The sequence below is a fragment of the Nonomuraea sp. AD125B genome, from assembly GCF_041402765.1.
GTDB lineage: Bacteria > Actinomycetota > Actinomycetes > Streptosporangiales > Streptosporangiaceae > Nonomuraea > Nonomuraea bangladeshensis.
On sequence record NZ_JBGLOU010000020.1, the window covers coordinates 82,977 to 107,515 of the forward strand.

Genomic DNA, 24,539 nt, shown 5'->3' on the forward strand with positions numbered 1-24,539 from the left:
GGTTCAGCGGATCAGGGCCAGCCAGCGGCCGTGCGCCGGCCAGCAGCGGGCCTCGGTGAACCCGGCGGCCAGCGCGACCCGGCGCAGGTCGCTCGCCGAGACGGTCGCCCAGGCGAACCATGCGTCGGTGACCGGTCCGCGGCGCAGCCGTACCCGGTCGACCCGGCTCGTCGTGCCGGGCGGCGCGACCTCGGCCAGGACCGTGCCGCCGGGCCTGATGAGCTGCCCGACCCGCCGCAGCAGGGCCTCGGGGTGGCCGCCGATGCCGATGTTGCCGTCGGCGAGCAGCGCCGTCGCCCAGCGGCCGCTGAAGGGGACGTCGTCGTAGACGTCCCTGAGCAGGGCGAATCCTCCGGCGCGGCGGGTCAGGGCGACGGCGCGCGGGGTGATGTCGATGCCGAGCGAACGCACGCCGCGCCGGGTCAGCGCCGCCGTCAGGCGTCCGGGGCCGGAGCCGATGTCGAGCGTGGGGCCGGCGCAGCGGCTCAGCAGCTCCTCGTCGCCGTCGATGGGCTCGAACCAGCGGGCGGCCTCCAGGGGGACGCGGGTGCCGTCCACGTACTCGAGTTCGGCGCTCTCCCCGGCGAGCGCGTCGGCGTAGAGCTCCCCGATCATCGGCCCAGCTCCCGCAGCGCCGCGGCGAAGCAGGATCCCGGCGCCTGGCCCGCGACCGTGGCGGCGTCGGCGGCGGTGTCGACGTCGGTCAGCTCGGGCAGCAGGAGCACGCTCAGCCCGGCGCGTTCGAGCCGGTCGAGCTGGAGCTTGCCGGTGTCCGGGCGCGACATGGGCACCCCGAGCAGCAGCGCGGGGTCGGGCCTGCGCAGGCCGAGCAGCCAGAAGCCGCCGTCGGCCGCCGGGCCGTACACCGCGTCGTGCTCCGTCAGCGCCGCGCCGGCCTCGTCCAGCAGGGCGGGGGTGACCTGCGGGGTGTCCATGCCGATGAGGACGACCGGGCCCGGCCGGAGCCGGCAGGCGTCGGAGAAGGCGGCGGCCAGGCGCTCGTCCAGCCCCGCGCCGCGCTGCGGGATCACCACCAGCCCCGGGGGCAGCCAGCTTCCCGGCAGCCCGTCCAGCGCCAGCACCCGCTGGGCGGCCGGCGTGGCGGCCACGGCCCGCAGGCTGTCGCGCAGCGCGGCCTCGGCCAGGACGGCGGCCTGCTCCGGGCTGAACGGCGGGGTCAGCCGGGTCTTCACCCGGCCCGGCACCGGCTCCTTGGCGATGACCAGGAGCTGCGGCAGGTGATCGGGATGACGGTGACTCAGACGGTGACTCAACGGAGACGTTCCTCACGGGCTGCGGACGACGGGTGTTCCGCCGGCGGGGCGATGACGGCGAGGGCCGGCGGAGCGGCGCGCGGCCCAGCCGGCCAGCGCGGCCAGCGCGGCCACGGCGTAGAAGGGGGTGCCGAGGTTGTCGGGGGCGGCCGGGCCGTCGGTGTAGGCGACGGCGCCCGCCACGGCCACGCCCAGCCACTCCCACCAGCCGGTCATGGCGGCCAGCGCCACGACCAGCAGGGCGTACCAGGAGTATCCGGGGGTGAGCAGCAGCAGGAACGAACCGCTGACCAGCAGCGCGCCCTGCCACGGCCGCTCGGCGTCCCCGTGGCGCAGGACGGCCAGGACGATCAGGGCGAGCAGCGCGATCGCGGCGTACGGGGCCCAGGAGTCCGGCATCAGCAGCCGCAGGACCGCGTACCGGTTGCCGCCGCCGTCGTAGCGCTCCTCCCGCAGGTAGCCCGGCAGGTAGCCGGCCACCGAGCTGCCCGAGACCAGCGCGTACGGCAGGTACGACACCGCCACCACGAGCAGCGCGGGCACCCCGACCACGAGCAGCCGCCGCCACGCGACCCTCCCACTGCCCGCCAACGCTCCGGACAGGGCGCCGGGCAGCGCCGTCACCGGGAGCAGCTTGGCCGCCACCGCCGCCCCCAGCAGCGCGCCCGCCCCCGCCCGCCCGCCGCGCCCCCGGACCGCGCCGAAGGCCAGCACCACCAGCAGCACCCCGAGCATGTCGACGTGCGCGTTGTTCACCGCCTCGACCGGCACCGCCGGGCACCACGCCCAGTACGCCGCCCCCCGCGCCCCCGCGAGCCGCCACAGCGTGAGCAGCGCGAGCACGGCCAGCGCGAAGCCGCCCAGTTGCAGGCCCTTGTGCCGCGACCCCTCCGGGGACAGCCACTCGACCAGCAGGAAGTACCCCTGCGCGAGCGGCGGGTAGATCGTGGACACGGTCGGGCGGTTGATCCGGGTGCAGCCGCCCTCCGGCAGCGGCCACAGGAGCGGGTCGGCGCAGCCGGCCGGGAAGAGCCAGTCGTCACGGAGGCCGGCGAGCGCCGGGTCGGCCGGCGGATGCGCGTAGGGCGAGACGCCCGCCGCCTGCACCCGGCCGTCCCAGGCGTAACGGAAGGAGTCGGTGCTGCTGCTCGGCGGCGCTGCCGGCCCGATCGCGGCCAGCGCGATCCCGCCGGCCACGACCAGCACGTCCAGCCACTTCCCCTGCACCCGCCGGGCCAGCCACAAGGCCGCCGCGAACAGCGCCCAGGCCAGCAGGTACCAGCCGAGGCCCGGCGGCCCGAGCACCATCCTGAGCACGACGGCCCCCAGCGCGGCGAGCACCGCCCCGGTGAAGATCAGGTTTCGGCTCACAGCCCGCAGCCTGACATCCCCGGCCCCGTACGGGGCCGCCGCGAGGCCCGCCGTCCGCGCTTCGTAAGAAGCCTTACGAACCGCGAACGTCTCCTCCGGGCGCGCCTCCAGCCGGGCTAGCGTCGGCGGCGTGAGAGTCATGGTCACCGGCTCGGCCGGTTTCATCGGCGGGCACGTGGCGGAGGCGCTGCGGGCCGCGGGTCACGACGTCGTCGGCCTGGACCTGCGGACCGGCGCGGACGTCCGCGACCCGGCCGTGCTGGACGCGCTGCTCCCCGGCGTCGAGGTGGTCGTGCACCAGGCCGCGATGGTGGGGCTCGGTGTGGACGTCGCCGACCTGCCCGGCTACGCCTCCGTCAACGTGTACGGCACCGCCGTCCTGCTGGCCGCGATGGCGCGGCACGAGATCGACCGGCTGGTGCTGGCGTCCTCGATGGTGGTCTACGGCGAAGGCCACTACGAGTGCGCCACGCACGGCCACGTCAGGCCGGGCCCGCGCACCGTGCGGGACCTGGAGCTGGGCTCGTTCGAGCCGCTCTGCCCGCGCTGCGGCGCGGCCCTGGCCTGCGCGCCCATCGGCGAGGACGCCCAGCCCGATCCGCGCAACGCCTACGCCACCAGCAAGCTCGCGCAGGAACATCTGGCCGCCAACTGGGCCAGGGAGACGGGCGGCCGCGCGGCGGCGCTCCGGTACCACAACGTCTACGGTCCCCGCATGCCGCGCGACACCCCGTACGCCGGGGTCGCCGCGATCTTCCGCTCGGAGCTGGAGGCGGGCCGGGCGCCGAAGGTGTTCGAGGACGGCCGCCAGCTGCGTGACTTCGTGCACGTGCGCGACGTCGCCCGGGCCAACCTCGCGGCCATGTCCGCCCCCGTACGTCCCGGCGAGCTGCGCGCCTGGAACATCGCCTCGGGGACCCCGCACACCGTGGGCGAGATGGCGGCCGCGCTGGCCGCCGCGCGCGGCGGTCCCGCCCCGAAGGTCACCGGGGACTACCGGCTGGGCGACGTCCGCCACATCGTGGCCTCGCCCGAGCGGGCGCGGGCCGAGCTCGGGTTCCGCGCGGGCGTCGAGTTCGACGCGGGGATGAAGGAGTTCGCCCGGTCATGACGGTCGACGTGATCCTGCCCTGCCTGAACGAGGAGGCCGCGCTCGCCTGGGTGCTCGGGCGCATGCCGGACGGCCACCGCCCGATCGTGGTCGACAACGGCTCCACCGACCGCTCGGCGGCGGTCGCGGAGAGCCTCGGCGCGCGGGTGGTCCACGAGCCCGTACGCGGCTTCGGCGCGGCCTGCCACGCCGGGCTGCGCGCCGCCACCGCCGAGGTGGTCTGCTTCATGGACGCCGACGCCTCGCTCGACCCACGCCAGCTCCCCCGGGTGAGCGCCGCCGTGCTCGGCGGGCACGGCGATCTGGTCCTGGGGCGGAGGCTGCCGCGGACGGCGGGCGCCTGGCCGTGGCACGCGCGGCTGGGCAACGCGGTGCTCGCCGGTGTGCTGCGCCGCCGTACGGGTGCGCCGCTCCGCGACCTCGGCCCGATGCGCGCGGCCAGGCGCGCGGCCCTCCTGGAGCTGGGGCTGACCGACCGCCGCTTCGGCTACCCGCTGGAGATGGTGCTGCGCGCCGACGCGGCCGGCTGGCGGATCGCCGAGGTGGAGGTGGACTACCTGCCGCGGACCGGGCGTTCCAAGGTCACCGGCACGCTGCGCGGCACGCTCCGCGCCGTCTCCGACATGCGCCGGGTGATGGCCGAGCTCCGGCCGGCGTCCTCAAGCGATTCGTCATACCCGGGTGGGCGGAGGGAATAGGTGCGGGGATCGAGGAGGGCCGCAGCACCTGGCCGCTCACCAGGATGCCGGCCTGCTCCAGCGTCGCGGCGTAACTGGCCATGGCCCGCATCCCGTCGGCCATCGCCTCGGCCCCGGCCGTCTCCTCGGTCGCCTCGGCGTGATGGAACAACAACATGTAACGCATGTCCCGATCCTCTCTCCTCACTTGGTCCGGTAGCGCGTGATCACGACACCGGTCGTGGTGGTGATCGCCTCCTGAAGCGTCAGGCCGGCACGCTCCCCCTCGCCGAACAGCCGCGTGCCCGAGCCGAGCACGATCGGGTGGATCAGCAGGACGTACTCCTCGACCAGGCCCGCCGCGTGCAGGGAGCGCACCAGCTCGCCGCTGCCGAGCACCCTGATCACGCCGTCCACCGTTCCTTCAGCCCCGCGACCGCGCCGGCCGCCTCCCCCGCCAGCAGCGTGGAGTTGGGGTGGGCGAGCGCGGTGTCCGCCCGGCGGGAGGCGACGTACTTGGGCGTGTTCACCAGGATCTCGGTGAACGGGTTGGCCTCGCCCACGGAGGTCCAGTAGCCCAGCACGTCGTCGTACGTCCGCCGCCCGAACAGCATGGCCGCCGCCCCGCCCTGCTCGGCGACGTACTTCCCGGTCACCTGGTCGGCGTACCCGGCGGCCCACCCGCCGTGCCGGAACCCGCCCCTCGTGTCCTCGTCCGCCCGGCCCGGCCCCTGCATGACGCCGTCCAGGCTGACGCTGACGAAAACGCTGATAGTGCCCACCGCGAACTCCTCATCTCACTGGTCACCGGGGCCACGTTCCGGCCCGGCACAGTGATGACGAGCTCAACCCGCCCGAACAGACACCCTGTCCTACCTGCTGACTGTCATGGCGTGGGCCGTCCGAGGTCGCCGAACGCCTCCTCCGCCCATCGCCGGACCAGCGGAGCCGTGGCCAGGTACGACTCCTGGAGGATCGTCTTCCTGAGACGGTCGAGGACAGCCGCGCGGAACCCGGAGGGGAGACGGTCGCGGTCGGCGGCGAGCATCCGCAGCACCCGGCTCAGGTAGGCGTATCGCGCCACCTGATGGTCGGGGGCGCGGCTGCCCGCGATGACCGTCAGGCACTCCTCGTACGCCTGCTGAAGGTTCTCGTCACCCCCAGGGGCGCTGGAGGCCAGCCAGACCCGCGTCAGGGCGTTCGTGACGGAGACCGCCCGGTCGGGACTCAGGATGCCGAACGCCGGGGTCGCCCCTTCCTCCTCGTCCCCCGACAGGTCGCCTTGGTCCAGGACGCGGTTGACCTCGGCGAGCGCGTGCCAGGCGATGTCACCGACGAGATCGCAGGTGAAATGACTCACCTGAGCCAGTTCGTGTCCGCGGTAGTAGCACCAGCCCGCATATTCTCTCTCCTCATGGCCGGGCGGCACGTTGAAGGTCCAGAAGATGTCCAGATGCGGCAGTTCGTAAGGCTCGTCGCTCCGCAGGTCCACATGAACCTCGCGTTCGCCGTCCTCCCAGTCGCGGCGCAGCGACAGCTCGTGGATGAGGTACTCCCAAGGCTCCTCGCCGAACTGCGACCTCCACAGCAGCGCGTGCTTGCGCCACTCGGCCACGGGAGAGGGCGCCTCCGGGAACAGCTCCCGTCCGGAGACCGGGCCGCCCACCCGGACCATCGCAAGGAGCAGGTTCGCCGCATAGGCGGCGTGGCGCGCGGGCGCTCCGAGATCGACCGGACGGTAGGTGGCGTAGTGACCGTTCTCGTCGGGTTCCATGGCGTGCTGGAAGGCCGTCAGGAGCAGCTCCCGGAACTTCCGCCGCCGCTCGTCGGGAAGCCGCTCGGCGAGGGCACTGAGAAAGTCGAGGATCTGGGTACGGGTGGTCAGCGGAGCGAAGGACAGCAACGCGCGGATGAAGCCGTCGTCAGGCACCCGCCGGAGGCTCGCCGCCGCGACTTCGGCCAGTTCGTGCAACTCCCGCAAGATCAGCCGGGCGACCAGGAACTCCCCGAACGTCGCGTGCAGGAACTCGCACGTGGTCAGGAGCTGGTCCTTGCGCAGCGCCTGCGCCTGGTGGATGAAGAAGAACCGGCCCACGATCTGCTGGGCGAGACTCGCCGCGGCGTGGAAATCGCGCGAGGACGGACCGGGCGTCCGGTCGCCGAGCAGTTCGGTGAGGTCACCCGACAACTCGTCGTCGGTGACCCATTGCCGGCCGCGGTTGAACATCGCGAACGCCGCCACCGACAGGCGCAGCAGCTCCTCATTGACCGCCGCCTCCAGCGGCTCCGCCGCCAGCCCCGGCTGCGACTTGACGATCTCGCGCTCGGCGAAGCGTCGCAGGATCCGCTCGTACAGGTCAGCGTGGTCGAGGGAGTGCTCGTCCCGCTGCAGAGCGTTGTCGGCCGCGTCGTACAGGACCAGCATCAGCAGCAGGAGCGGTTGCGATGCCAGCTCGGCCTGACGCAGCGCCGTCGCGACGGGCAAGGGCCGCAGCCCGCGCGAGACCAGGTGGTCGGCGTTCGCCGCGTCCCAGACGCTCAGCCACTGCTCGACCTGTCCCTCGGTGAACGGTTCGAGCCGTAGCGCGGTCGCGCCGTCGCGCGGGATGCGTCCTCTGTCGGCGACCGCGATGCGGCTCGTGACCAGGACTGCCACCGGACGTCCCTGGTCGGCCTCACGCTCCTGAAATCGCACGATCTGCTCTAGATAGTCGGTCTGACCGATGCCCGTCGCCTGGAGCAGCTCGTCGAAGCCGTCGAGCAGGATCACCGGCAGCGCGCCTCCCGCCGTCCTGGCCAAGACCGGCCACGACAGGCTCTCCCCAGTGGCGTCCCTGATCGCGTACTCGATCTGGGACTGCAGGTCCGTGTCCGCGGGGACGTCCCGCAGCACCACGCGCACGGTCAGGAAGTCGGTCACGGGAAGGCGAGCCGCCAGGACTTGGGTGAGCACCGACTTGCCCGATCCCGGCTGACCGAGCACGATCAGCGGGCTCCGCGTGGCCTCGGGCGAGGTCAGATGGCCGATGAGGAACTCCTGCAGGTCGTCGCGCACGTCCCATTGGCCCCACCACTGCTCGTGGTCCATCCGATCGCGGTAGGTGACCTTCGCGACCCGGAAACATGGGTTGACGTACACATGCGCCAGCAGCGGCATCGTCAGCCCCTCGGGGATGTCGTTCGAGGTCACGACGGGGCGGTCGAGCGCGCGCCGGTAGCGCCGGGCCAGGGCCGCGCGCCGCTCGTCGGCCATTGCGGTGTTCGAGGCGATGGCGTCAAGCACGCGGCCCAGACCTTCGAGCCCTGCCTGCAGGCGCAACAGCCGGTCGTGCGTCGTGAGATGGTCGAGACGATTCGCCCAGAACGCCACCTCGGGAAAGTCGGTGGTCAAGCGCCGCAGATGCTCCTCGTAACGGCGCAGCGCGGCTTGCGGCACCTCCTCCTCCAGCGCTCGCACGAGCTCGCCGGAGAGACCAGGCAAGGCTTCGGCCAGGTAGGCGACCAGGCGTCCGCTCAGCGAGGCGTAGCAGGCGAGCAAGGATTCCGGCATGGTCTCGGCGCCGGGAGGTATGGGATCCCCGGGCAGGGCACTGTCGTGGAGCACGGCGACGAGGTCGGCGAGCCGCCCCGAGGCGGGACGCTCGCCTGTGGCCAGGCTCACCTGCGTCAGCCTGCCACGCAGCAGCTCCTTCACCTCTGATCGCGGGGTGACCTCGTGCACGGCCTCGAAGAAGGCGGTGAGCACGATCACCTTGTGTGCGGCGATGAGCCGCTGCGTCCGGTCGAAGCGGCCGAGCCCGCGCAGCCGCTCCGCCAATAAGCTGACCGACTCGCCGCTGAGCCTGGCCAGCTCTCCCTTGGCGTCGAAAAGGCTGAGCACGAACTCCGCGCCGAAGCCCGTCGCACCGAGCAGCACGCCACCGGTGATCCGGTCCAGGGCGGCGACCAGTTGGTTGTCGGCCCCTCCCAGAAGCTTCACCGCGTCGGAATAGCACAGTCTGTTCTTCATCGTGGCCTCCTCGCATCCGCGGAAGTGTTGGCCAGCGTGGGGTCCTCGCCAGAAGCGGGTTTGACTACGATGAGCGATTTCAAAGGACTCCGCGTGATTCCTATCGTGCCATCCTCGACGTCCCCAGGGGAGATGATTTACTCCCTTTCCCGGCGAACATGCTGGCCACAGCGTCCATGTCTACGGTTGCGCTCAGAGCAACAGAGGCGGGGCCGTTACGCTGCGTCCCGTGAACGCCGACGACGTCCTCGCGATCTACCGCGGCCTCGCCGCCGAGAACGTGCCCGTCTGGATCGACGGCGGGTGGTGCGTCGACGCGCTGCTCGGCAGGCGGACCCGCGAGCACGCCGACCTCGACCTCGCCGTCGCCCGCGAGCACGCGCGGCGTCTCGGGGAGCTGCTGGCCCAGTGGGGGTACGCGCCGCGGCCACGGCAGGACTCGACGGACTGGAACTACGTCGTCGCGACCGGCGGCGGCGCCACGGTGGACGTCCACGTGTTCGAGTTCGACGACCAGGGTCACAACGTCTACGGCATCGAGTATCCCAAGGACTCCCTGACGGGCACGGGCGTCATCGCCGGGCAGGAGGTGCGGTGCGTGGCCGCCGAGTGGATGTTCCGGTTCAAGACGGCGTACCCGCCCAAGGACAAGGATCTCGCGGACGTCCGCGCCCTCGCCGAGAGGTATGGGTTCGAGATCCCGGCCACGCACCGCGGCCCGTGCGGATGAGCGGCGGTGCGGCCTGACCTTCGGTCTTACCGGACATAACGGATCTTTGTGTCGATGATCACATTGCGCCCGACTCGCGGGCGGCGGGGCTGACGCCGGTGATATCCATGATCGGACTTGTCGGAAGCCGAAAGGATATTCGTGCGTACACGCAAGCTGGCGACTTTCCTCACCGGTGCGGCCCTGGCCGCCTCCACCACCATGGTGGCGAGTGCCGCCCCCGCCGCCGCGGCCGGACCCTGCGGCAGCAGCTACACCCGCGTCGGCGTCTACCCCATCAAGCGAGGAGACGGGACCCGTACGGGCACCCTGGAGGTCCACTACAGCTCCAGCGCCGGCAAGAACTGCGCCCTGACCTACGGCTACGGCGCCTACGCCAACACCCCGAGCTGGAAGAGCGTCGTGATCTCCCGGGGCGACGGCAGCGGCAAGGACTCCAACTCCGGGACGTTCACGTACTACGCCGGCCCCGTCTACGTCTCCGCGCCCGGCCAGTGCATCGACGTCCAGGGAACGGTCCCGGACTGGGTGACCGTCAAGCTCAACAACGTGCACTGCGGCTGAACCGCGCGCTCCCCGGCTCAGATTCTCCTGGGCCGGGGGCCAGGTGACTGGGCTGCAGGGCCTGCCGCTGCGCCCATGAGGCCAGCCGGCGGAGGGCGAAGTGGCCGGGGCTGCCGGGCGGCGCGGTGACGAGGATGATGATCTGCTCCTGGTCGTCCACCGTGTTCAGGGCCTGCCAGTCGAGGTCGAAGGACCCGGCGACGGGGTGGTGCACGCGGTTGTGCCCGAACGGGTGCATGGTGACCAGATGCTGGTTCCACCAGACGCGGAAGTCGTCGTCGCGGCGCAGCAGCTCGCCCACGAGCTCCTGCAGCCGCGGCTGGCCGGGGTAGGTGCCGGCCGCCATGCGCAGGCTGGAGACCGCTTCGCGGGCCCGTTCCGGCCAGTCGTCCTGCATGGCCCGGACCTGCGGGTCCAGGAAGATCATGCGGACGTAGTTGCGGTGCGCGGGCGGCATGGCGGCCAGGTCGCCGAGCAGGGCGGCGGCGAGCCTGTTCCAGGCAAGGATGTCCTGATAACGGCCCAGCACCAGAGCGGGCGTGTCGACCAGGTTGGTGAGCAACCGCACGGTCTGCGAAGTGACCCGCTGCTCGCCCTCGTCCGACTGCTCCCCCGTGTACGGGTCGGCGAGCTGGCACAGATGCCGCTGCTGGTCGTCGTCGAGTCGCAGCGCCCGGCCGATGGCGGTCAGCACCGAACGGGAGGCGGTGCGGACCCGGCCCTGTTCCAGCCGGGTGTAGTAGTCGGTGCTGATGCCGGCCAGCTGGGCCACCTCCTCCCGGCGCAGCCCCGGGACCCGGCGCGGGTAGGCCGGTTCCGGCAGGCCGTGTTCGGCCGCGGTGACCGCGGCACGCCGGGCGATCAGGAAATCGGCCAGCGGTCCTTTCGGCGAGGCGAGGTCGAAGGACGGGCTGTGCGCATCCATATCATCCGATGATGGCATCCGAGCGGCCGAACTTCCGGGGAAAAGAATTCCTAGGAACAATTGATCCTTCCGCTTTCCCGAGTCCATCGGCCACGGTAGAGGGGGAAAGGGTGGCAAGCGGGACCTGCGGAACACTGGAGGGGGGCCGTGGGATCGGTTTGCCCCTTTCCTGCGGTCGGAGGGATCAAAACCTCCAATGCCGCACGATTCCACCGTCCTCTCACATTGCGGGAGGACGGTGGAATCACGGCACAATTGTTCCGGTCAGCCCCGCCGTCCCCACAGCAGGTACGCGACGGGCCCCACCGGCTGGACGAAGATCGCCGGCCACCACAGTCCCTTGCGGCCCCGCACGTCCGCCGCGGGCCGCCGGCAGAGGTCGACCGCGGCGGCGGCGGTGAGCGCGATCTCCACGGACGCCAGCGCGATCACGACGCCCCGCCGCTTGCCCGACATGTCGTCCCAGCGCATCATGGGCTCCCTTCACTCGTTCGTACCGGCCCCATTGTGACGGTTCGCCGGAGAGGCCGAGCTGGAGCTCTGGTGGACCTCAGCCTCCCACCACCGCCACGGGGCAGGGCGCGTGCTGGAGGAGCGAGGCGGCGACGCCGGCGGGCGCGGCCCGCCGGCGGCCGACGACCACGAGGGTCGCGGTCCCGAAGTCGGCGGCCTGCTGGAGCGGCACGCCGGGATGGCGGGCCGCCCGCCCGCTCACGTCCGCGCTCAGGTCCGCGGGGACCGCGAGGGGCAGCCGGCGCAGGGCGGCCTCCTCGAACGCGAAGTCCAGGACGACGCCGTCCGGGTCGCGGTCGGCCACGACGACCGGCCCCGGCTGCGACGCCGCGGGCAGCGGCCCCGGCCCCCGCACCACGATGACGGGGCAGTGGGCGTGCGTGGCGACGTACCCGGCCACCGAGCCCACGACCGCTCGCGGCAGCGCGCTGAGCCCGCGCGAGCCGACCACGACGAGCGCGGCCTCGTGGGAGAGCTCGACCAGGCGCTCGGCCGCGGGGCCCTCGTGCAGGTCCGTCTCCACGGTCAGGCCGGAGCTGGTGTGGCGGGCGCAGTCGGCGCCGTGCCACAGCACGTGCTCGGCCGCCTTGCGCAGGTGGGACCTGGCCTCCTCGGGGGCCTCGCCGTACGGCCACTGCCAGGCGTGGGCGACGGTCAGGGACAGTCCGCGGAGCTCGGCCTCGTCCAGCGCCCAGTCCAGCGCCTGCATCGAGAAGGCCGATCCGTCGTAGCCGAGAACGATGTGCTTCATGCCACTGCCTCCTGTCCGTACGCCTGCCCACGTCAGGGTGGCCCTACCACCACCGTCGTACGGGTCCCCTGTCTGGGCCGGCGGCGCCTGGGTAGCGTCACCGCCATGGCCACTCTCGCTCCGGCCAACCCCTGGACGCTCGTCTACGAGGGCTACGACCCCGCCGCCGAGGGGCTGCGGGAGGCGTTGTGCACGCTCGGCAACGGCCGCTTCGCCACCCGGGGCGCCACGCCCGACGGCCTGCACCGCACGCCCGGCACCTACCGGGCGGGCTGTTACGACCGGCTCGCCTCGCGGGTCGCGGGCCGTACGGTCGTCAACGAGGACCTGGTCAACCTGCCCGACTGGCTGCCGCTGACCTTCGCCACGCCGGGGTCGGACTGGTTCCACCCGGACGCGGCCGAGCTGCTGGACTACCGCCAGGAGCTCGACCTGCGGCGCGGGGTGCTGCTGCGGGAGCTGGCCTGGCGCGACGACGCCGGCCGGGTCACCCGCGTACGGCAGCGCCGCCTGGTGTCCATGGCCGACCCGGCCCTGGCCGCCCTGGAGACCACCTTCACCGCCGAGAACTGGTCGGGTCCGCTCCGCGTCCGCGCCACGCTGGACGGGACGGTCACCAACCACGGCGTCGCCCGCTACCGCGACCTGCGCGGCGACCACCTGACCGACCACGCGGCCGGGGACGAGGCCGGGCTGACCTGGCTGACGGCGACGACCCGCTCCTCCCGGATCACCGCCGCGCTCGCCGCGCGGATCGACGCCCCGGTTCCCGGCCGGCCCGAGCGCGAGGGCAGCCGGATCGGCACCGAGCACGTGCCGCGCCTGGAGGAGGGCGTGCCGGTGACGGTCACGAAGATCGTGGCGCTGGTGACGTCCCGCGACCCCGCCGTCCACGACCCGCGCTCGGCCGCGCTGCGCCGGGCCGGGCAGGCTCCCGGCTTCGGGGAGCTGCTGGCCGCGCACGAGACCGCATGGGAGCGGCTGTGGGAGCGGGCCCGGCTGGAGGTGGGCGGCCCCGAGCTGGCGCAGCTCGTGCACCTGCACGTCTTCCACCTCCTGCAGACGCTCAGCCCGCACACCTTCGACCTGGACACCGGCGTGCCCGCCCGCGGCCTGCACGGCGAGGCGTACCGCGGTCACGTGTTCTGGGACGAGCTGTTCGTGCTGCCGTGGCTGAACCTGCGCTTCCCCGACATCTCGCTCGGCCTGCTGCGCTACCGCTGGCGGCGGCTGCCGGAGGCGCGGGCCGCCGCGCGGGCGGCCGGGCTCGACGGCGCGATGTTCCCCTGGCAGAGCGGCAGTGACGGCCGCGAGGAGACCCAGACCTTCCACCTCAACCCCGTTTCGGGCCGCTGGCTGCCGGACGTCTCCCACCTGCAACGCCACGTCGGCCTGGCCATCGCCTACAACGTGTGGCAGCACCACCTGGCGACCGGCTCCATGGCGTCGTGGTGCGCGGAGCTGCTGACGGACATCGCCCGCTTCTTCGCCTCGCTCGCCGTGCTCGACCCGGTCTCAGGCAGGTACGAGATCCGCGGCGTCATGGGACCGGACGAATACCACACCGCCATTCCCGGCGCCGCCGCCCCCGGCCTGGACAACAACGCCTACACCAACGTCATGACCGTGTGGCTGCTGGCCCGCGCCCTGGAGCTCGGCCTCGCCCGGCCCGGGGAGAGCGCCCGCTGGGCGGACATCACCCGGCGCATGCGGGTCGACTTCCACGACGGCGTCATCAGCCAGTTCACCGGCTACGCCGGCCTGGCCGAGCTCGACTGGGGCCGCTACCGGGGCGTACGGCGGCTGGACCGGGCGCTGGAGGCGGACGGCGACGACGTCAACCGCTACAAGGCGTCCAAGCAGGCCGACACGCTGATGCTGTGCTACCTGCTCACCGCCGACGAGCTGCTGGACCTGCTGCGCCGGCTCGGCTACCCCGCCGATCCCGAGCTGATCCCCCGCACGATCTCCTACTACCTGGACCGGACCAGCCACGGCTCCACGCTCAGCGCCGTCGTCCACGCCTGGGTCCTGGCCCGCGCCGACCGGGCCCGCTCCTGGCAGTTCTTCGCCGAGGCGGCGCTCAGCGACATCAAGGACGTGCAAGGCGGCACCACGGCCGAGGGCATCCACCTGGGCGCCATGGGCGGCACCCTCGACATGCTGCAACGCTGCTACCTGGGCCTGGAGCCGCGCCCCGACGGCCTGCGGCTCGACCCGTGCCTGCCGGAACGGCTCGGGTCGCTGTCGATGCCGATCGAGTTCCGGGGCCGCCGGCTCCTCGTCGAGGCCGACCACGAGCGCACGCGCGTGGACGGCCTCACCCTGCCGCGCGGCGCGGCCGCCACGATCCCCTTCCCGCCCTGATCATCCGGGTTCCACGCGCACCGTCCCCGCCGTGCCGTCCACCGTGATCACCTGGCCCGTCCTGATCGCGGAGGTGGCGTCGCGGACGCAGATGACGGCGGGGATGCCGTACTCGCGGGCGACGGTGGGGCCGTGCGCCACCGGCGAGCCGGTCTCGGTCACCAGCCCGGCCGCGGTCATGAACAGCGGCGTCCAGCCCGGATCCGTGGTCGGCGCCACCAGGATCTCGCCCGGTTCGAGATGCGCGCCCATCGGGTCGCGGATCACCCGCGCCGGGCCGGTCGCCTGGCCGGCGGCCCCCGACATGCCGGTCAGCACGCCGTCCCTGGCCGGTGGCGCGGGGGCGAGCGTCTCCACGTCGGTCCCGTCGGACAGCAGCGCTCCGGGAACGGTACGGCGCCTCGCCTCCCGCTCGTGTTCGGCGCGCCGGGTCGCGACCGTCGCCCGGACGTCGAGCCCGTCCACGGCCGCCTGGGCCTCCTGGAGCGTCAGGAACATGATGTCGCCGGCCTGCTCCAGCCGGCCCTCCCCGACCAGGTCCGCGCCGACGAGGAGAAGCTGGCGCCGGGCCGCCTGGAGGGTCGGCAGCCAGGCGAACTTGCCGATCTCCCGCAGCCCGGTCAGCTCACGCGAGCGGCGCATGAGGAACACCGCGAGCCGTCCGCGCACCGGCCGCCTGGCCCGCGCGCGCCGCGCCAGCGTCCCGATCATCCGCTCGGCCCTGGCCGCCGCCGCCTCGAACCGCACGTCGGGCGCCTGCCCGGGATCGTCCACGCGCAGGTAGTTGGCGATCGTGGCGAACAGCGGCGCCGGGTCCTCCTCCCAGCGGGGGACGCCGACGTCGATCTCGGCCGCCGCGCGCATGCCGTATCTCGCCAGGAAGCCCGCCAGGCCGATGTCCGGGAGCTCACCCGCGGCGTACGCGGCGGCCAGCGCCTCCGGCGGCGTGTCCAGGAACAGCTCGCGGTGCTCGCGCGCCCGTACGGCCAGGCCCCAGAGCGCGAGGTCCATCTCCGTGGTCACGTTGTGCGGCATGCCGCCGAGCACGGTGTCGAGCTCCTCGCGGGTGGCAACGCCGCCGAGCAGCCCGGCCGGGAGCGTACCGGCGAGCATCCCGGCCACCAGCGGCCCGAGGATGCCGTGCAGGTCGGGGCTCATGATCGGCCGGTGCGAGTCCTCGATCACCCAGCGCAGCCGCTCGGCGGCGGTCGCCGACGGGCCGGGCGGCGTGATCAGCCGCCTGATCTCGGCGAGCCCCCGGCGGGCGCGGGCGCGGGCCCGTACCGGGTCGGCCAGGCTCGACACCACTCCGGCGAGCGTACGCGGCAGCAGCCGCGCCGTGCCCTTGAGCACGCTGCCGGCGCGGAACGGCAGGCCGGGCCGCGGCGCGAACCGCGGATCGTCCATCATCCGCAGCACGGCCGTCTGCACCCGCGGCCCGTAGACCTCCAGAGCGGGTCCGAGCCGCCGGCGCTTGGCCTTGCTGCGCAGGAAGTCCGTCATGTCATAGAAGATCCGGCCGCCGATGGGCACCAGCCGAGGCAGCGGGTCACGCCGGTCGATCGTGGCCCCGACGCCCGCGAACCACAGGCTCGCGCCCGTCTTGAGCAGTGAGACGCCCATCGGCGTACACGGGCGCAGCATGCCCTGCATGTGACCGAACTCCAGGTAGAGCCGGGTGTCGCCGGTGTCGGGCGGCAGCGGGAAGAGCGTGGTGACCGGGCGCGACTGCAGCAGCCACACCGTGTCGTCGGCGTCGATCGCCCACTCGACGTCCTGCGGCGAGCCGAAGTGCTCCTGCAGCCGCAGGCCGGCCGCGCGCAGCCGTTCGAGGTGGTCCGCGCGCAGGCAGCCGCCGGGGTTCGCGGCGGCCGGCGTCCCCTCGCGCAGCACGTAGTGGTCCGGCACGACGCTGCCCTCGACGATGGCGGTGCCCAGTCCGGGGGCGGCGTCGAGGACCATCTCCGTACGGCAGCCCGTGATCGGGTTGGCGGTGAACAGCACGCCCGCCGCGACCGGCTCGACCATGCGCTGCACCACCACGGCCATGGCGGCGTCGTCCACTCCGGCGGCGGCGCGGTAGGCGACCGCCCGCTCGGTGAACAGGGAGTCCCAGCAGCGGCGTACCGCGTCGACCAGCTCGCCGGCGCCCTCGACGCCGAGGTAGGTGTCCTGCTGGCCGGCGAAGCTGGCCTCCGGCAGGTCCTCGGCGGTGGCGCTGGAGCGGACCGCCACCCGCCCGCCGCCCAGCCGCTCGTAGGCGTCGACGAGCTCCCGCTCCGGGACCTCCCCCGACCGGTAGGACTCGACGGTCAGGCAGAAGCCGTCGGGGACGCGCTCACCTGCCCTGATCATCTCTCCGAGACCGGCGCCCTTGCCTCCGACGACGTCGATCATCGAAGCGTCGACGTCGGACAGCCAGACCAGTTGCATCGCGCATCTCCTCGAAGCCGACCTCACCACGACCGTGCCGACCGGGCCTCACCGCACCCGCTTCAGACGGTAACTCCGCCGGGCGCCGCGCGAGAGAGCCTGACGGTCACGGCCAGGCCGCCGTCCTCGCGCGGCGCGGCGGCGACCGTGCCGCCGTGCGCCCGGACGATCGCCCGGACGATCGACAGCCCCAGTCCGGCGCCCGAGGCCGAACCGACGCGGTCGCGTTCGAGCCGGCTGAAGGGCTCGAACAGCAGGGCGACCTGCGCGGCCGGCACCACGGGCCCCGTGTTCTCGACGGTGATGGCGACCTGGTCGGCGGAGGCGGCGGTGCGGACCTCGATGAGGCCGCGCTCGTCGTTGTACTTGGCCGCGTTGTCCAGCAGGTTGGCGACCATCCGCTCCAGCAGGACGGGGTCGCCGGCCGTGGGGGCCGGCGGCAGATCGGGCCGGTCGGCGAGGTCGCGCAGGTCCACCGGCTCCCGGACGGTCACCTCCCGCTCGCTCTGGGCCAGCAGGAGCAGCCCCTCGATCAGGCGCTCCTGCCGGCCGTTCGCGGCGAGCAGTTCGTCCCTGACGGGGCGCAGCGGCCGCGGGAGCGCGTCGTCGGCGAGGGAGACCTGCAGCAGCGCCCGGTTGATCGCGAGAGGCGTCCTGAGCTCGTGGGAGACGTTGGCGACGAACCGGCGCTGGCCGTCGAAGGCGCGGTCCAGCCGTTCCAGCATCGAGTCGAAGGTGTCGGCGAGCTCCCTGACCTCGTCCTGCGGGCCACCCAGCGAGATGCGCCGGTGCAGCGTCTCCTCCGACAGTTTCCTGGCCGTCTCGGTGACGGTCTGCAGCGGCCTCAGCGCCCTGCGGGCGACGAGCCATCCGGTCGCCAGCCCGGCCAGCCCCACGATGGCGGTCGCCAGCAGGGACCAGCGCAGCAGCCAGCTCATCACCAGCTCCCGGTAGCGGCCGATCTGGTCGTTCACGGACGAGGCCAGGAGCGCGCGGCTCCCGCCCGGCGGCGGGACCGGCCGCGGGACGGCCTCCCCGGCCTGCTGGATCATCGCCCCCTCGGCGAGGACCTGCTGGTTGACGATCTGGTCGACCACGACGTAGTTGATCGCCACCAGGATGGCGGCGGCGAGGAAGAACACGCTTCCGTAGGTGAGGGTCAGCCGCCGGCGAATCGGCATCCGCCCCACGGTCAGAGCCGGTAGCCCGCGCCGGGCACGGTCTCGATCACGGGCGGCTGGCCGAGCTTCTTCCGCAGGGTCATCACGGTCATCCGCACGGAGTTCGTGAAGTAGTTGACGTTCTCGTCCCATGCCTTCTCCAGCAGGACCTCGGCGCTCACGACGGTGCCCTCGGCCCGCATGAGGACCTCCAGCACGGCGAACTCCTTCGGGCTGAGCGCGACGTACCGGGAGTCGCGGAACACCTGGCGGCGGGCCGGGTCCAGGGTGACCCCGGCCCGCGCCAGGACGGGCGGCACGGCCTGCGGGACGCGGCGGGCGAGCGCGCGCAGCCGGGCCACGAGCTCCGGGAAGTCGAACGGCTTCGTCAGGTAGTCGTCGGCGCCCAGGCCCAGCCCCTCGACCTTGGAGCGCAGGTCGCTCGCCGCCGTCAGCATGATGATCCGGGCCGGGACCCGCCCGGCGGCGAGCGCGCGGCACACGTCGTCGCCGTGCACGGCCGGCAGGTCCCGGTCCAGGACGATCACGTCGTAGTCGTGCGTCATGGCCCGGTCGACGGCGGCGGAGCCGTCATGGACGACGTCCACCGCCATCGCCTCCTTCCGCAGCCCGCTCGCCACGACCTCGGCGAGGACGCGCTCGTCCTCGGCAATGAGCACCCGCATACCGGACATGATCTCCCCCGCCGCGTAAGAGGTGGCTAAGCGGTCGCGAGGGCCAGCGTGGGCGGAAGCCTGGCCGCCCGCATCGCGGGCAGGATCCCCGCCACGGCCCCCACGAGGAGCGTCGCCGCCAGGCCGCCGCCCAGGGCCCACAAGGGGATCACGGCCTGGAGGTCCCGCCAGGCCGCGAACCCGAGCGTGACCGCCGCGCCGCAGACCGCGCCGGCCGCGCCGCCCAGGCAGGACAGCAGCAGCGACTCGGTCAGGAACTGCGTGCGCACCTGGCCGCGGGTGGCTCCCAGGGCCCGCCGGAGGCCGATCTCCCGCCGCCGTTCGAGCACCGAGATGACCATGGTGTTGGCCACTCCTACGCCGCCGACCAGCAGCGCGACCGCCCCGACGCCGAGCAGGACGCCGGTGAAGGCGTCCGTGGCCGCGGCCCGCGCGGCCAGGGCGTCCGAGGGGCGGCTGACCTTGACCTCCTCCGGATGCTCCGGACTCACCGTCCTGGCCAGCACGTCCCGGACGCCGGCGACCTGCTCGTCGGCGGCCCGCGTGTAGACGGTCGTCGGGTGGCCGTCGAACGCCAGGTAACGCTCCGCCGCCGGAAAGCCGATCAGCACCGACCGGTCGATCTCCGGCGCCAGCGTGGAGCCGTCCAGGACGCCGACGACCGTCCACCACTGCCCGCCGATCCACACCTGGTCCCCGGGCCCCGCGCCGAGCCGCCCGGCGGCCAGCGCCCCGAGGACGACGGCCCGCTGCCGCTCGGTCGCCGCGTTCAGCCACAGCCCCCGCCTCAGCGAGGTCTTGAGCGTCGTGAGCAGGTCGGCCGTGGCGGCCTGGACCAGGAGCCCGGCGGTTCTGGCCCGGGGGATGTGAGCGGTGCGGTAGGCGGGCACACCGGTCAGCCCGGTGGACGCCACCGACTCCACCGCTTCGACGGCCCTGACCATCCTGGTGGCGGTCTTCGGCAACCGGGCGGCCCCGCCGAACACGGTGTCGCCGGGCCCGGCCCGCAGCAGGCCGGTGCCGAGCCGGTCGAGCTGGTCCAGCAGGTCCGCCCTGCTGCTGGCGGAGATGCCGACGACGGCCACCATGGTGGCGATGCCGATCGCGACCCCCAGGGCCGACAGCAGCGCGCGGGCGGGGCGCGAGCGCAGCCCTTCCACGCCGACCAGGATGACGTCGGACGCCGCGAGCCTCATACGATCCGCCCGTCCCGCAGCCGGACCCGCCGGGGAGCGGCGACGGCGACCTCGCTGTCATGGGTGATGACGGCGACCGTGGTGCCGTCGCCGTGCAGCCGGCGCAGGATCGCCAGGACCTCGGCCCCCGCGGCGCTGTCCAGGTTGCCTGTGGGCTCGTCCGCCAGGAGCAGCGCGGGCTCCCCCACGATCGCCCTGGCCACGGCGACCCGCTGCTTCTCGCCGCCGGACAGCTGGCCGGGCCGGTGATCCAGGCGATGGCCGAGCCCCACGCGCCGCAGCGCCTCGGCCGCCCGCCGGGTGCGCTCGCCGCGCCGTACGCCCGCGTAGAGCAGGCCGTCGGCCACGTTGCCGAGCGCGCTCAGGTGCTCCGACAGGTGGAAGGACTGGAAGACGAAGCCGATGTGGCGGGCGCGCAGCTCGGCCAGGCCCGCGTCGTCGAGGCCGGCGACGTCGTGCCCGGCGATGCGCACGGTCCCCGCCGACGGGCGGTCCAGGGTGCCGATGAGGTGCAGCATGGTCGACTTGCCCGAGCCGGACGGGCCCACGATGGCGACCAGCTCGCCCGCCGCCACCCGCAGATCCACGCCGCGCAGCGCGCGGACCCCGCCCGGGTACGTCTTCTCCGCGCCGATCAGCTCAATCACCGGGCACCTCGACGTTCATCCCGGCCCGGAGCCCGGCGCCGGTGATCTCCACCCGCCCTGCGGCGAACAGGCCCGTCGTCACCTTGACGAGGCGCCGGCCCGCGCCCTCGACGACGCGCACGGCGTACCCTCCTTCGCGAACCGCGAGCAGCGCCTCGACCGGGACAGACAGCACGCCGGCCCGCGTCTCGCCGCGCATCGCCACCGCGACCGGCGCCTGGTCGTAGCCGTCGAGCTCGCCGTCCAGGGTCACCTCGACGTCGAGGGTCGGCACGCCGCCCTGCTCCCGCGGCCGGCGGGCGACGCCGCCGATCGACGTGACGCGGCCGGTGGCGCGCTCGCCCGACGGGCTCTCCAGGCCGACCTCCGCCCGTGGCGTCACCAGCCGCCGGTCGGTGACCGGCAGGTCGATGTGCACGATCAGCGTCGTGTCGGTCACGGTGACGGCCGTCGCGCCGGCCGGCGCGCCCTTGGCGCCGGTCACCTCGGCGACGCGGACAGGGCCGGGCGCCACGATCACCTGCGCGCCGTCCACCCGGCCGGTCCTGGGCAGGCCGCTCGCGCCCTGCCAGGCTTCGACCGCCTTCTCCGTCTCGGCGGTGAAGACGTCGTCGATCGTGCCGGGGTCCTGGCCGAGGGCCTTGAGGTTGCGTTCCAGCTGCTTGACGTCCTTGCCTCGGGACCCCCGGGACAGCCGCCGGTAGACGGGCGTCTCGCCGTACATGAGCAGCACGGGCCTGCCGGCGACCTCGTAGAGCCATTCGCCCCTGCGGACTACGCCGCCCTCGGGCCGGGTGTCGGTGATCACGCCGCGGGCCTGGTTGGGCAGGGCGCGGCGGGCGGCGTAGCCCAGGGTGCCTGGCACGGTGAGCTCGTCCACGAGGTCGGACCGGGTGACGGGGGCCGTCCTCGTGGGCGCGGCGGCCTCGGGCGGCTCGCCGTCGCGGGCGGCGCCGGCGGCCACGACGGCGGCCACGACGGCGCCGCCGGCCACCACGGCGACCGGCAGGCGGGCGCGCCTTCTCACTGCTCGCCACCCCGCGGCAGCAGCGGCCGGCACGCCTTGTCGGCGTTCTTCATCACCGGCGAGTCGGGAGTCATCCCCTTCTGCCCGGACAGGCCCATCCGGGCCTGACCGCCCTCGAATTTCGGGTCCGGCATGTCGACGCCGTGCTCGCGCATGCATTTCGCGTACGCGATGAATTTCGCCTGATCGGCCGCGGGGACTTCGCCCGCGCCCTTTCCGGCCGTGACGGGCGCGTACTTTTTGCAGGCCTCCTGAGCCTTTTCCAGCACCGCTTTGCCGCCCGAGGGCATTTTCAGGCGGATGCCTCCCTCGACGCCGGGGTCGTCCATCTCGACGCCGTGCTCGCGCATGCATTGCGCGTACTTCACCCCGTCGCCCTGCGTCCCCGCCGCGCCGGGTGCGGCCGGTCCGCCGCCGCAGGCGGCCACGCCCGCCAGCAAAAAGGCGGCACCGAGCCAATTCAATGTCTTCATGCCGGATTTATAGCGAGCCGCCGTTAAGCATGCGATAAGCGAATATGTTTATGCGATGTTTATTCCGCTGCATTTCTTGCCGGCCGGGCCGGTGGAACGGGCTCGCGGTGCAGGATCCGGTCCAGGCGGGCGGCGGCGTAGCCGAGGAGCGACAGGACGGCCACGACGACCAGGTCGCCGGCGGCCAGGGGCTCGGTGCCGAGGAGCTCGCGCAGCAGCGGCACGTACAGGCCCGCGAGCTGCAGCACGAGGGCCCCCGCCACGGCGAGCGGCAGCATGAGGTTGGCCGTCGAGCCGGGGCGGGCGCGCGAGCCGAGCGCCACGCCGAGCTGGGTGGCGCCGAGGGCGAAGAAGGCCATGCTCTGCCAGGGACGGCCGGTGTGCAGGGCCCAGACGGCGACGCCGAGCGTGACGGCGGTCAGCACGACGGCGAGGCGGACGACGCGCTGCCACAGACCGGCGCGCAGGATGCTCTGGTCGGGCGGGCGGGGCGGGCGGTTCATCGCGGCGGGGTCGGCGGGCTCGCCCCCGAGCGCGACGCCCGGCAGGCCATGGGTGAGCAGGTTGATCCACAGGATCTGGGCGGGCAGCAGCGGCAGCGCCAGCCCGAAGAGCGGCCCCAGCAGCATGACGGCGATCTCGGCCGCGCCGCCGGACAGGCCGTAGACGAGGAAGCGGCGGATGTTGGCGTAGACGCGCCGGCCCTCCTCGGCGGCGGCCACCACCGTGTCCAGGTCGTCGTCGGCCAGCACCAGGTCGGCGGCCTGCCGGGCGACCTCGGTGCCGCGCCGGCCCATGGCCACGCCGATGTCGGCGCGGCGCAGCGCGGGCCCGTCGTTGACGCCGTCGCCGGTCATCGCCACCACGTCGCCGCCCGCGCGCATGCCTTCGATGAGGTCGAGCTTCTGCTCGGGGGTGGCGCGGGCGTAGACGGCCACGCCGTCCGGAACGGGCAGGTCGCGGCAGTCGGCGACCGGGTCGCCGGGGCCGATGATGCCGAGCTCGGTGGCGATGGCGCGCGCCGTGCCCGGATGGTCGCCGGTGATGAGCACCGGCCGGATCCCGGCCCGGCGGCAGTCGGCGACCGCGCCAGCCGCGGCCTGGCGGGGCGGATCGACGATGGCGACCAGCCCGAGCAGGTCCAGCCCCTCCTCGGGCACCTCGCGGGGCGCGGTCGCGAGGTCGGCGCGGGCGACGGCCAGCACGCGGTAGCCCGCGCGGGCGTAGCGTTCGGCCTGTTCGGCGGCCCGGAGGTGGGATTCGGGGTCGCCGGTGAGCACCGGCGGGCGCAGCAGGGCCTCCGGGGCGCCCTTGCAGATCACCGTGACCCCGCCACCGCCGGGCCGCGCGTGCAGGGTGCTCATGCGCTTGCACGCGCTGTCGAAGGGGCGTTCTGCCAGGCGGTCGTGGCGCGCGTGCAGGTCGGCGCGGTCGAGACCGGCCTTGGCGGCGGCGGCCAGCAGCGCGGCCTCGGTGGGGTCGCCGAGCGCCTGCCATCGGCCGTCCTCGTCCTTGAGAAGGCGGGCGTCGTTGCAGAGGGCGGCGGCGGTGAGCAGGTCCGCGAACGCGGCGGGCGGGTCGCCCTCGAACCGCCCCGCGGGATCGTAGCCGGTGCCGGTGAGCGTGGCCTCGGCCGTGGGGGTCCACAGGTGGCGGACGACCATGCGGCCCTCGGTGAGGGTGCCGGTCTTGTCGGTGGCGAGGACCGTGACGGAGCCGAGCGTCTCGACGGCGTGCAGGCGGCGTACGAGAGCCTGCCGCCCGGCCATCCGCCGCGCGCCCAGCGCCAGGCTCAGCGTGACCACGGCCGGCAGCGACTCGGGCACGGCCGCCACCACCAGGCTGATCGCGGTCACCACCATCAGCTCGACCGGCTGCCCCCGCATCAGGCCGAGCGCCCCGACCACCACGCACAGGAACACGGTGACCCCGGCCAGCAGCCGTCCCACCGCCATCAGGCGATGCTGCAGCGGCGTCAGGCCGGAGCCCTTCGCCATCAGCGCGGCGATGCGCCCGGCCGCGCTGGCCGAGCCGGTGGCCGTGACCTCGGCCCGGCCCCGCCCGCGTGCCACGACCGTGCCCGCCGACACCTGCTCGCCCGGCTCCTTGTCCACGGGGACGGACTCGCCGGTCAGCGCCGACTCGTCCACCAGCAGCGCCGCGGCCTCCTCCACGCGGGCGTCGGCCGGCACGATGTCCCCTTCGGCCAGCACCAGCAGGTCGCCGGTCACGACGTCGGCCGCGGGGATCTGCCGCTGCGCCCCGTCACGTACGACGCGGGCGACGGGCGCGGTGAGCTCGGTCAGGGCGGTGATGGCGCGGTCCGCGCGGACCTCCTGCGTCACGCCGACGCCGGTGTTGACCACGATCACCAGCATGATCACGGCCATGTCCGCCCAGTCGCCGGTGATCGCGGTCAGCGCGGCGGCCACCAGCAGCACGATGATCAGCGGGTCACGGAGCTGCCCGGCGACCCGCCGCCACAGCGCCACCGGGGGGCGGGAAGGCAGGAGGTTCGGGCCGTCCCTGCGGAGCCGGGCGTCCGCCTCCCGCGAGGACAACCCCGACCGGCGGCCGGTCTCCGAAGCGCCCATCTCTCCTGCTCCCCCTCGTAGG

The 24,539-nt window shown here is 73.6% G+C and carries 22 protein-coding genes; 5 read left to right on the top strand and 17 right to left on the bottom strand.

The window, feature by feature from the left end; all coding sequences use genetic code 11:
- Positions 1-3 precede the first annotated feature (3 nt).
- From ACBR40_RS39895 to ACBR40_RS39905, 3 genes are read right to left on the bottom strand one after another with little or no spacing between them, the layout of a single operon-like run.
- Positions 4-615, bottom strand: coding sequence for a class I SAM-dependent methyltransferase (locus ACBR40_RS39895; RefSeq protein WP_371252063.1), 612 nt, complete (start codon positions 613-615; stop codon positions 4-6).
- Positions 612-1,274, bottom strand: a complete 663-nt coding sequence (locus tag ACBR40_RS39900; protein ID WP_371252064.1) for a TIGR04282 family arsenosugar biosynthesis glycosyltransferase — start codon at positions 1,272-1,274, stop codon at positions 612-614. Before ACBR40_RS39900 ends, ACBR40_RS39895 begins: the two co-directional genes overlap by 4 nt.
- Before the next feature lie 12 nt (positions 1,275-1,286).
- On the bottom strand, positions 1,287-2,645 hold the full coding sequence (locus tag ACBR40_RS39905; RefSeq protein WP_371252065.1) for a glycosyltransferase 87 family protein: 1,359 nt from the start codon (positions 2,643-2,645) through the stop codon (positions 1,287-1,289).
- A gap of 139 nt (positions 2,646-2,784) precedes the next feature.
- Here ACBR40_RS39905 and ACBR40_RS39910 point away from each other — a divergent pair, with 139 nt between their 5' ends.
- Positions 2,785-3,756, top strand: a complete 972-nt coding sequence (locus tag ACBR40_RS39910) for an NAD-dependent epimerase/dehydratase family protein (protein WP_371252125.1) — start codon at positions 2,785-2,787, stop codon at positions 3,754-3,756.
- Positions 3,753-4,454: a glycosyltransferase family 2 protein gene (locus ACBR40_RS39915; RefSeq protein ID WP_344205482.1), complete on the top strand. Its 702-nt coding sequence runs from the start codon at positions 3,753-3,755 to the stop codon at positions 4,452-4,454. The genes ACBR40_RS39910 and ACBR40_RS39915 overlap by 4 nt, the downstream gene beginning before the upstream one ends.
- Positions 4,455-4,637: 183 nt before the next feature.
- On the opposite strand, the gene ACBR40_RS39920 is transcribed toward ACBR40_RS39915, so the two are convergent.
- From ACBR40_RS39920 to ACBR40_RS39930, 3 genes are all read right to left on the bottom strand, one after another.
- Positions 4,638-4,841: a dihydrofolate reductase family protein gene (locus ACBR40_RS39920; RefSeq protein WP_371252066.1), complete on the bottom strand. Its 204-nt coding sequence runs from the start codon at positions 4,839-4,841 to the stop codon at positions 4,638-4,640.
- Positions 4,838-5,215, bottom strand: coding sequence for a hypothetical protein (locus ACBR40_RS39925; RefSeq protein ID WP_371252067.1), 378 nt, complete (start codon positions 5,213-5,215; stop codon positions 4,838-4,840). Before ACBR40_RS39925 ends, ACBR40_RS39920 begins: the two co-directional genes overlap by 4 nt.
- A 104-nt stretch (positions 5,216-5,319) precedes the next feature.
- Positions 5,320-8,442, bottom strand: coding sequence for an NACHT domain-containing NTPase (locus ACBR40_RS39930; RefSeq protein ID WP_371252068.1), 3,123 nt, complete (start codon positions 8,440-8,442; stop codon positions 5,320-5,322).
- 229 nt (positions 8,443-8,671) lie between these two features.
- On the opposite strand from ACBR40_RS39930, the gene ACBR40_RS39935 reads away from it, so the two are divergent.
- Both ACBR40_RS39935 and ACBR40_RS39940 read left to right on the top strand, forming a co-directional pair.
- On the top strand, positions 8,672-9,172 hold the full coding sequence (locus ACBR40_RS39935) for a nucleotidyltransferase domain-containing protein (protein ID WP_371252069.1): 501 nt from the start codon (positions 8,672-8,674) through the stop codon (positions 9,170-9,172).
- 141 nt (positions 9,173-9,313) lie between these two features.
- Entirely contained in the window at positions 9,314-9,736 is a 423-nt protein-coding gene (locus tag ACBR40_RS39940; protein WP_371252070.1) for a spore-associated protein A, read from the top strand.
- Here ACBR40_RS39940 and ACBR40_RS39945 read toward each other — a convergent pair.
- The 3 genes from ACBR40_RS39945 to ACBR40_RS39955 form a co-directional block, all read right to left on the bottom strand.
- The gene (locus tag ACBR40_RS39945) at positions 9,714-10,661 is read right to left on the bottom strand and encodes a helix-turn-helix transcriptional regulator (protein WP_371252071.1); all 948 of its coding nucleotides are present in this window, start codon (positions 10,659-10,661) and stop codon (positions 9,714-9,716) included. The two genes, ACBR40_RS39940 and ACBR40_RS39945, sit on opposite strands and share 23 nt — an antisense overlap.
- A gap of 264 nt (positions 10,662-10,925) precedes the next feature.
- Complete coding sequence (locus tag ACBR40_RS39950) at positions 10,926-11,135, bottom strand: PLDc N-terminal domain-containing protein (RefSeq protein WP_371252072.1); 210 nt, start codon at positions 11,133-11,135, stop codon at positions 10,926-10,928.
- 76 nt (positions 11,136-11,211) lie between these two features.
- On the bottom strand, positions 11,212-11,925 hold the full coding sequence (locus ACBR40_RS39955) for a universal stress protein (protein WP_371252073.1): 714 nt from the start codon (positions 11,923-11,925) through the stop codon (positions 11,212-11,214).
- A gap of 105 nt (positions 11,926-12,030) precedes the next feature.
- Here ACBR40_RS39955 and ACBR40_RS39960 point away from each other — a divergent pair, with 105 nt between their 5' ends.
- Positions 12,031-14,292, top strand: coding sequence for a glycoside hydrolase family 65 protein (locus ACBR40_RS39960; RefSeq protein WP_371252074.1), 2,262 nt, complete (start codon positions 12,031-12,033; stop codon positions 14,290-14,292).
- Here the strand turns inward: ACBR40_RS39960 and ACBR40_RS39965 are convergent, their stop codons facing one another.
- The 8 genes from ACBR40_RS39965 to ACBR40_RS40000 all read right to left on the bottom strand — a co-directional run bounded on the left by ACBR40_RS39965 (position 14,293) and on the right by ACBR40_RS40000 (position 24,517).
- The gene (locus tag ACBR40_RS39965; RefSeq protein ID WP_371252075.1) at positions 14,293-16,725 is read right to left on the bottom strand and encodes a PEP/pyruvate-binding domain-containing protein; all 2,433 of its coding nucleotides are present in this window, start codon (positions 16,723-16,725) and stop codon (positions 14,293-14,295) included.
- A 62-nt stretch (positions 16,726-16,787) separates the two neighbouring features.
- Positions 16,788-17,906, bottom strand: coding sequence for a sensor histidine kinase (locus ACBR40_RS39970; RefSeq protein WP_371252076.1), 1,119 nt, complete (start codon positions 17,904-17,906; stop codon positions 16,788-16,790).
- Between the two features lie 11 nt (positions 17,907-17,917).
- A complete protein-coding gene (locus ACBR40_RS39975; protein ID WP_344205466.1) occupies positions 17,918-18,571 on the bottom strand; it encodes a response regulator transcription factor in 654 nt (217 codons plus the stop codon).
- Between the two features lie 35 nt (positions 18,572-18,606).
- Positions 18,607-19,776, bottom strand: a complete 1,170-nt coding sequence (locus ACBR40_RS39980; protein WP_371252077.1) for an ABC transporter permease — start codon at positions 19,774-19,776, stop codon at positions 18,607-18,609.
- Positions 19,773-20,423, bottom strand: coding sequence for an ABC transporter ATP-binding protein (locus ACBR40_RS39985; protein ID WP_371252078.1), 651 nt, complete (start codon positions 20,421-20,423; stop codon positions 19,773-19,775). The genes ACBR40_RS39980 and ACBR40_RS39985 overlap by 4 nt, the downstream gene beginning before the upstream one ends.
- Complete coding sequence (locus tag ACBR40_RS39990) at positions 20,416-21,450, bottom strand: peptidoglycan-binding protein (protein ID WP_371252079.1); 1,035 nt, start codon at positions 21,448-21,450, stop codon at positions 20,416-20,418. Before ACBR40_RS39990 ends, ACBR40_RS39985 begins: the two co-directional genes overlap by 8 nt.
- A complete protein-coding gene (locus tag ACBR40_RS39995) occupies positions 21,447-21,923 on the bottom strand; it encodes a hypothetical protein (RefSeq protein WP_371252080.1) in 477 nt (158 codons plus the stop codon). Before ACBR40_RS39995 ends, ACBR40_RS39990 begins: the two co-directional genes overlap by 4 nt.
- Positions 21,924-21,982: 59 nt before the next feature.
- Positions 21,983-24,517: a cation-translocating P-type ATPase gene (locus tag ACBR40_RS40000; RefSeq protein WP_371252081.1), complete on the bottom strand. Its 2,535-nt coding sequence runs from the start codon at positions 24,515-24,517 to the stop codon at positions 21,983-21,985.
- Positions 24,518-24,539 lie beyond the last annotated feature (22 nt).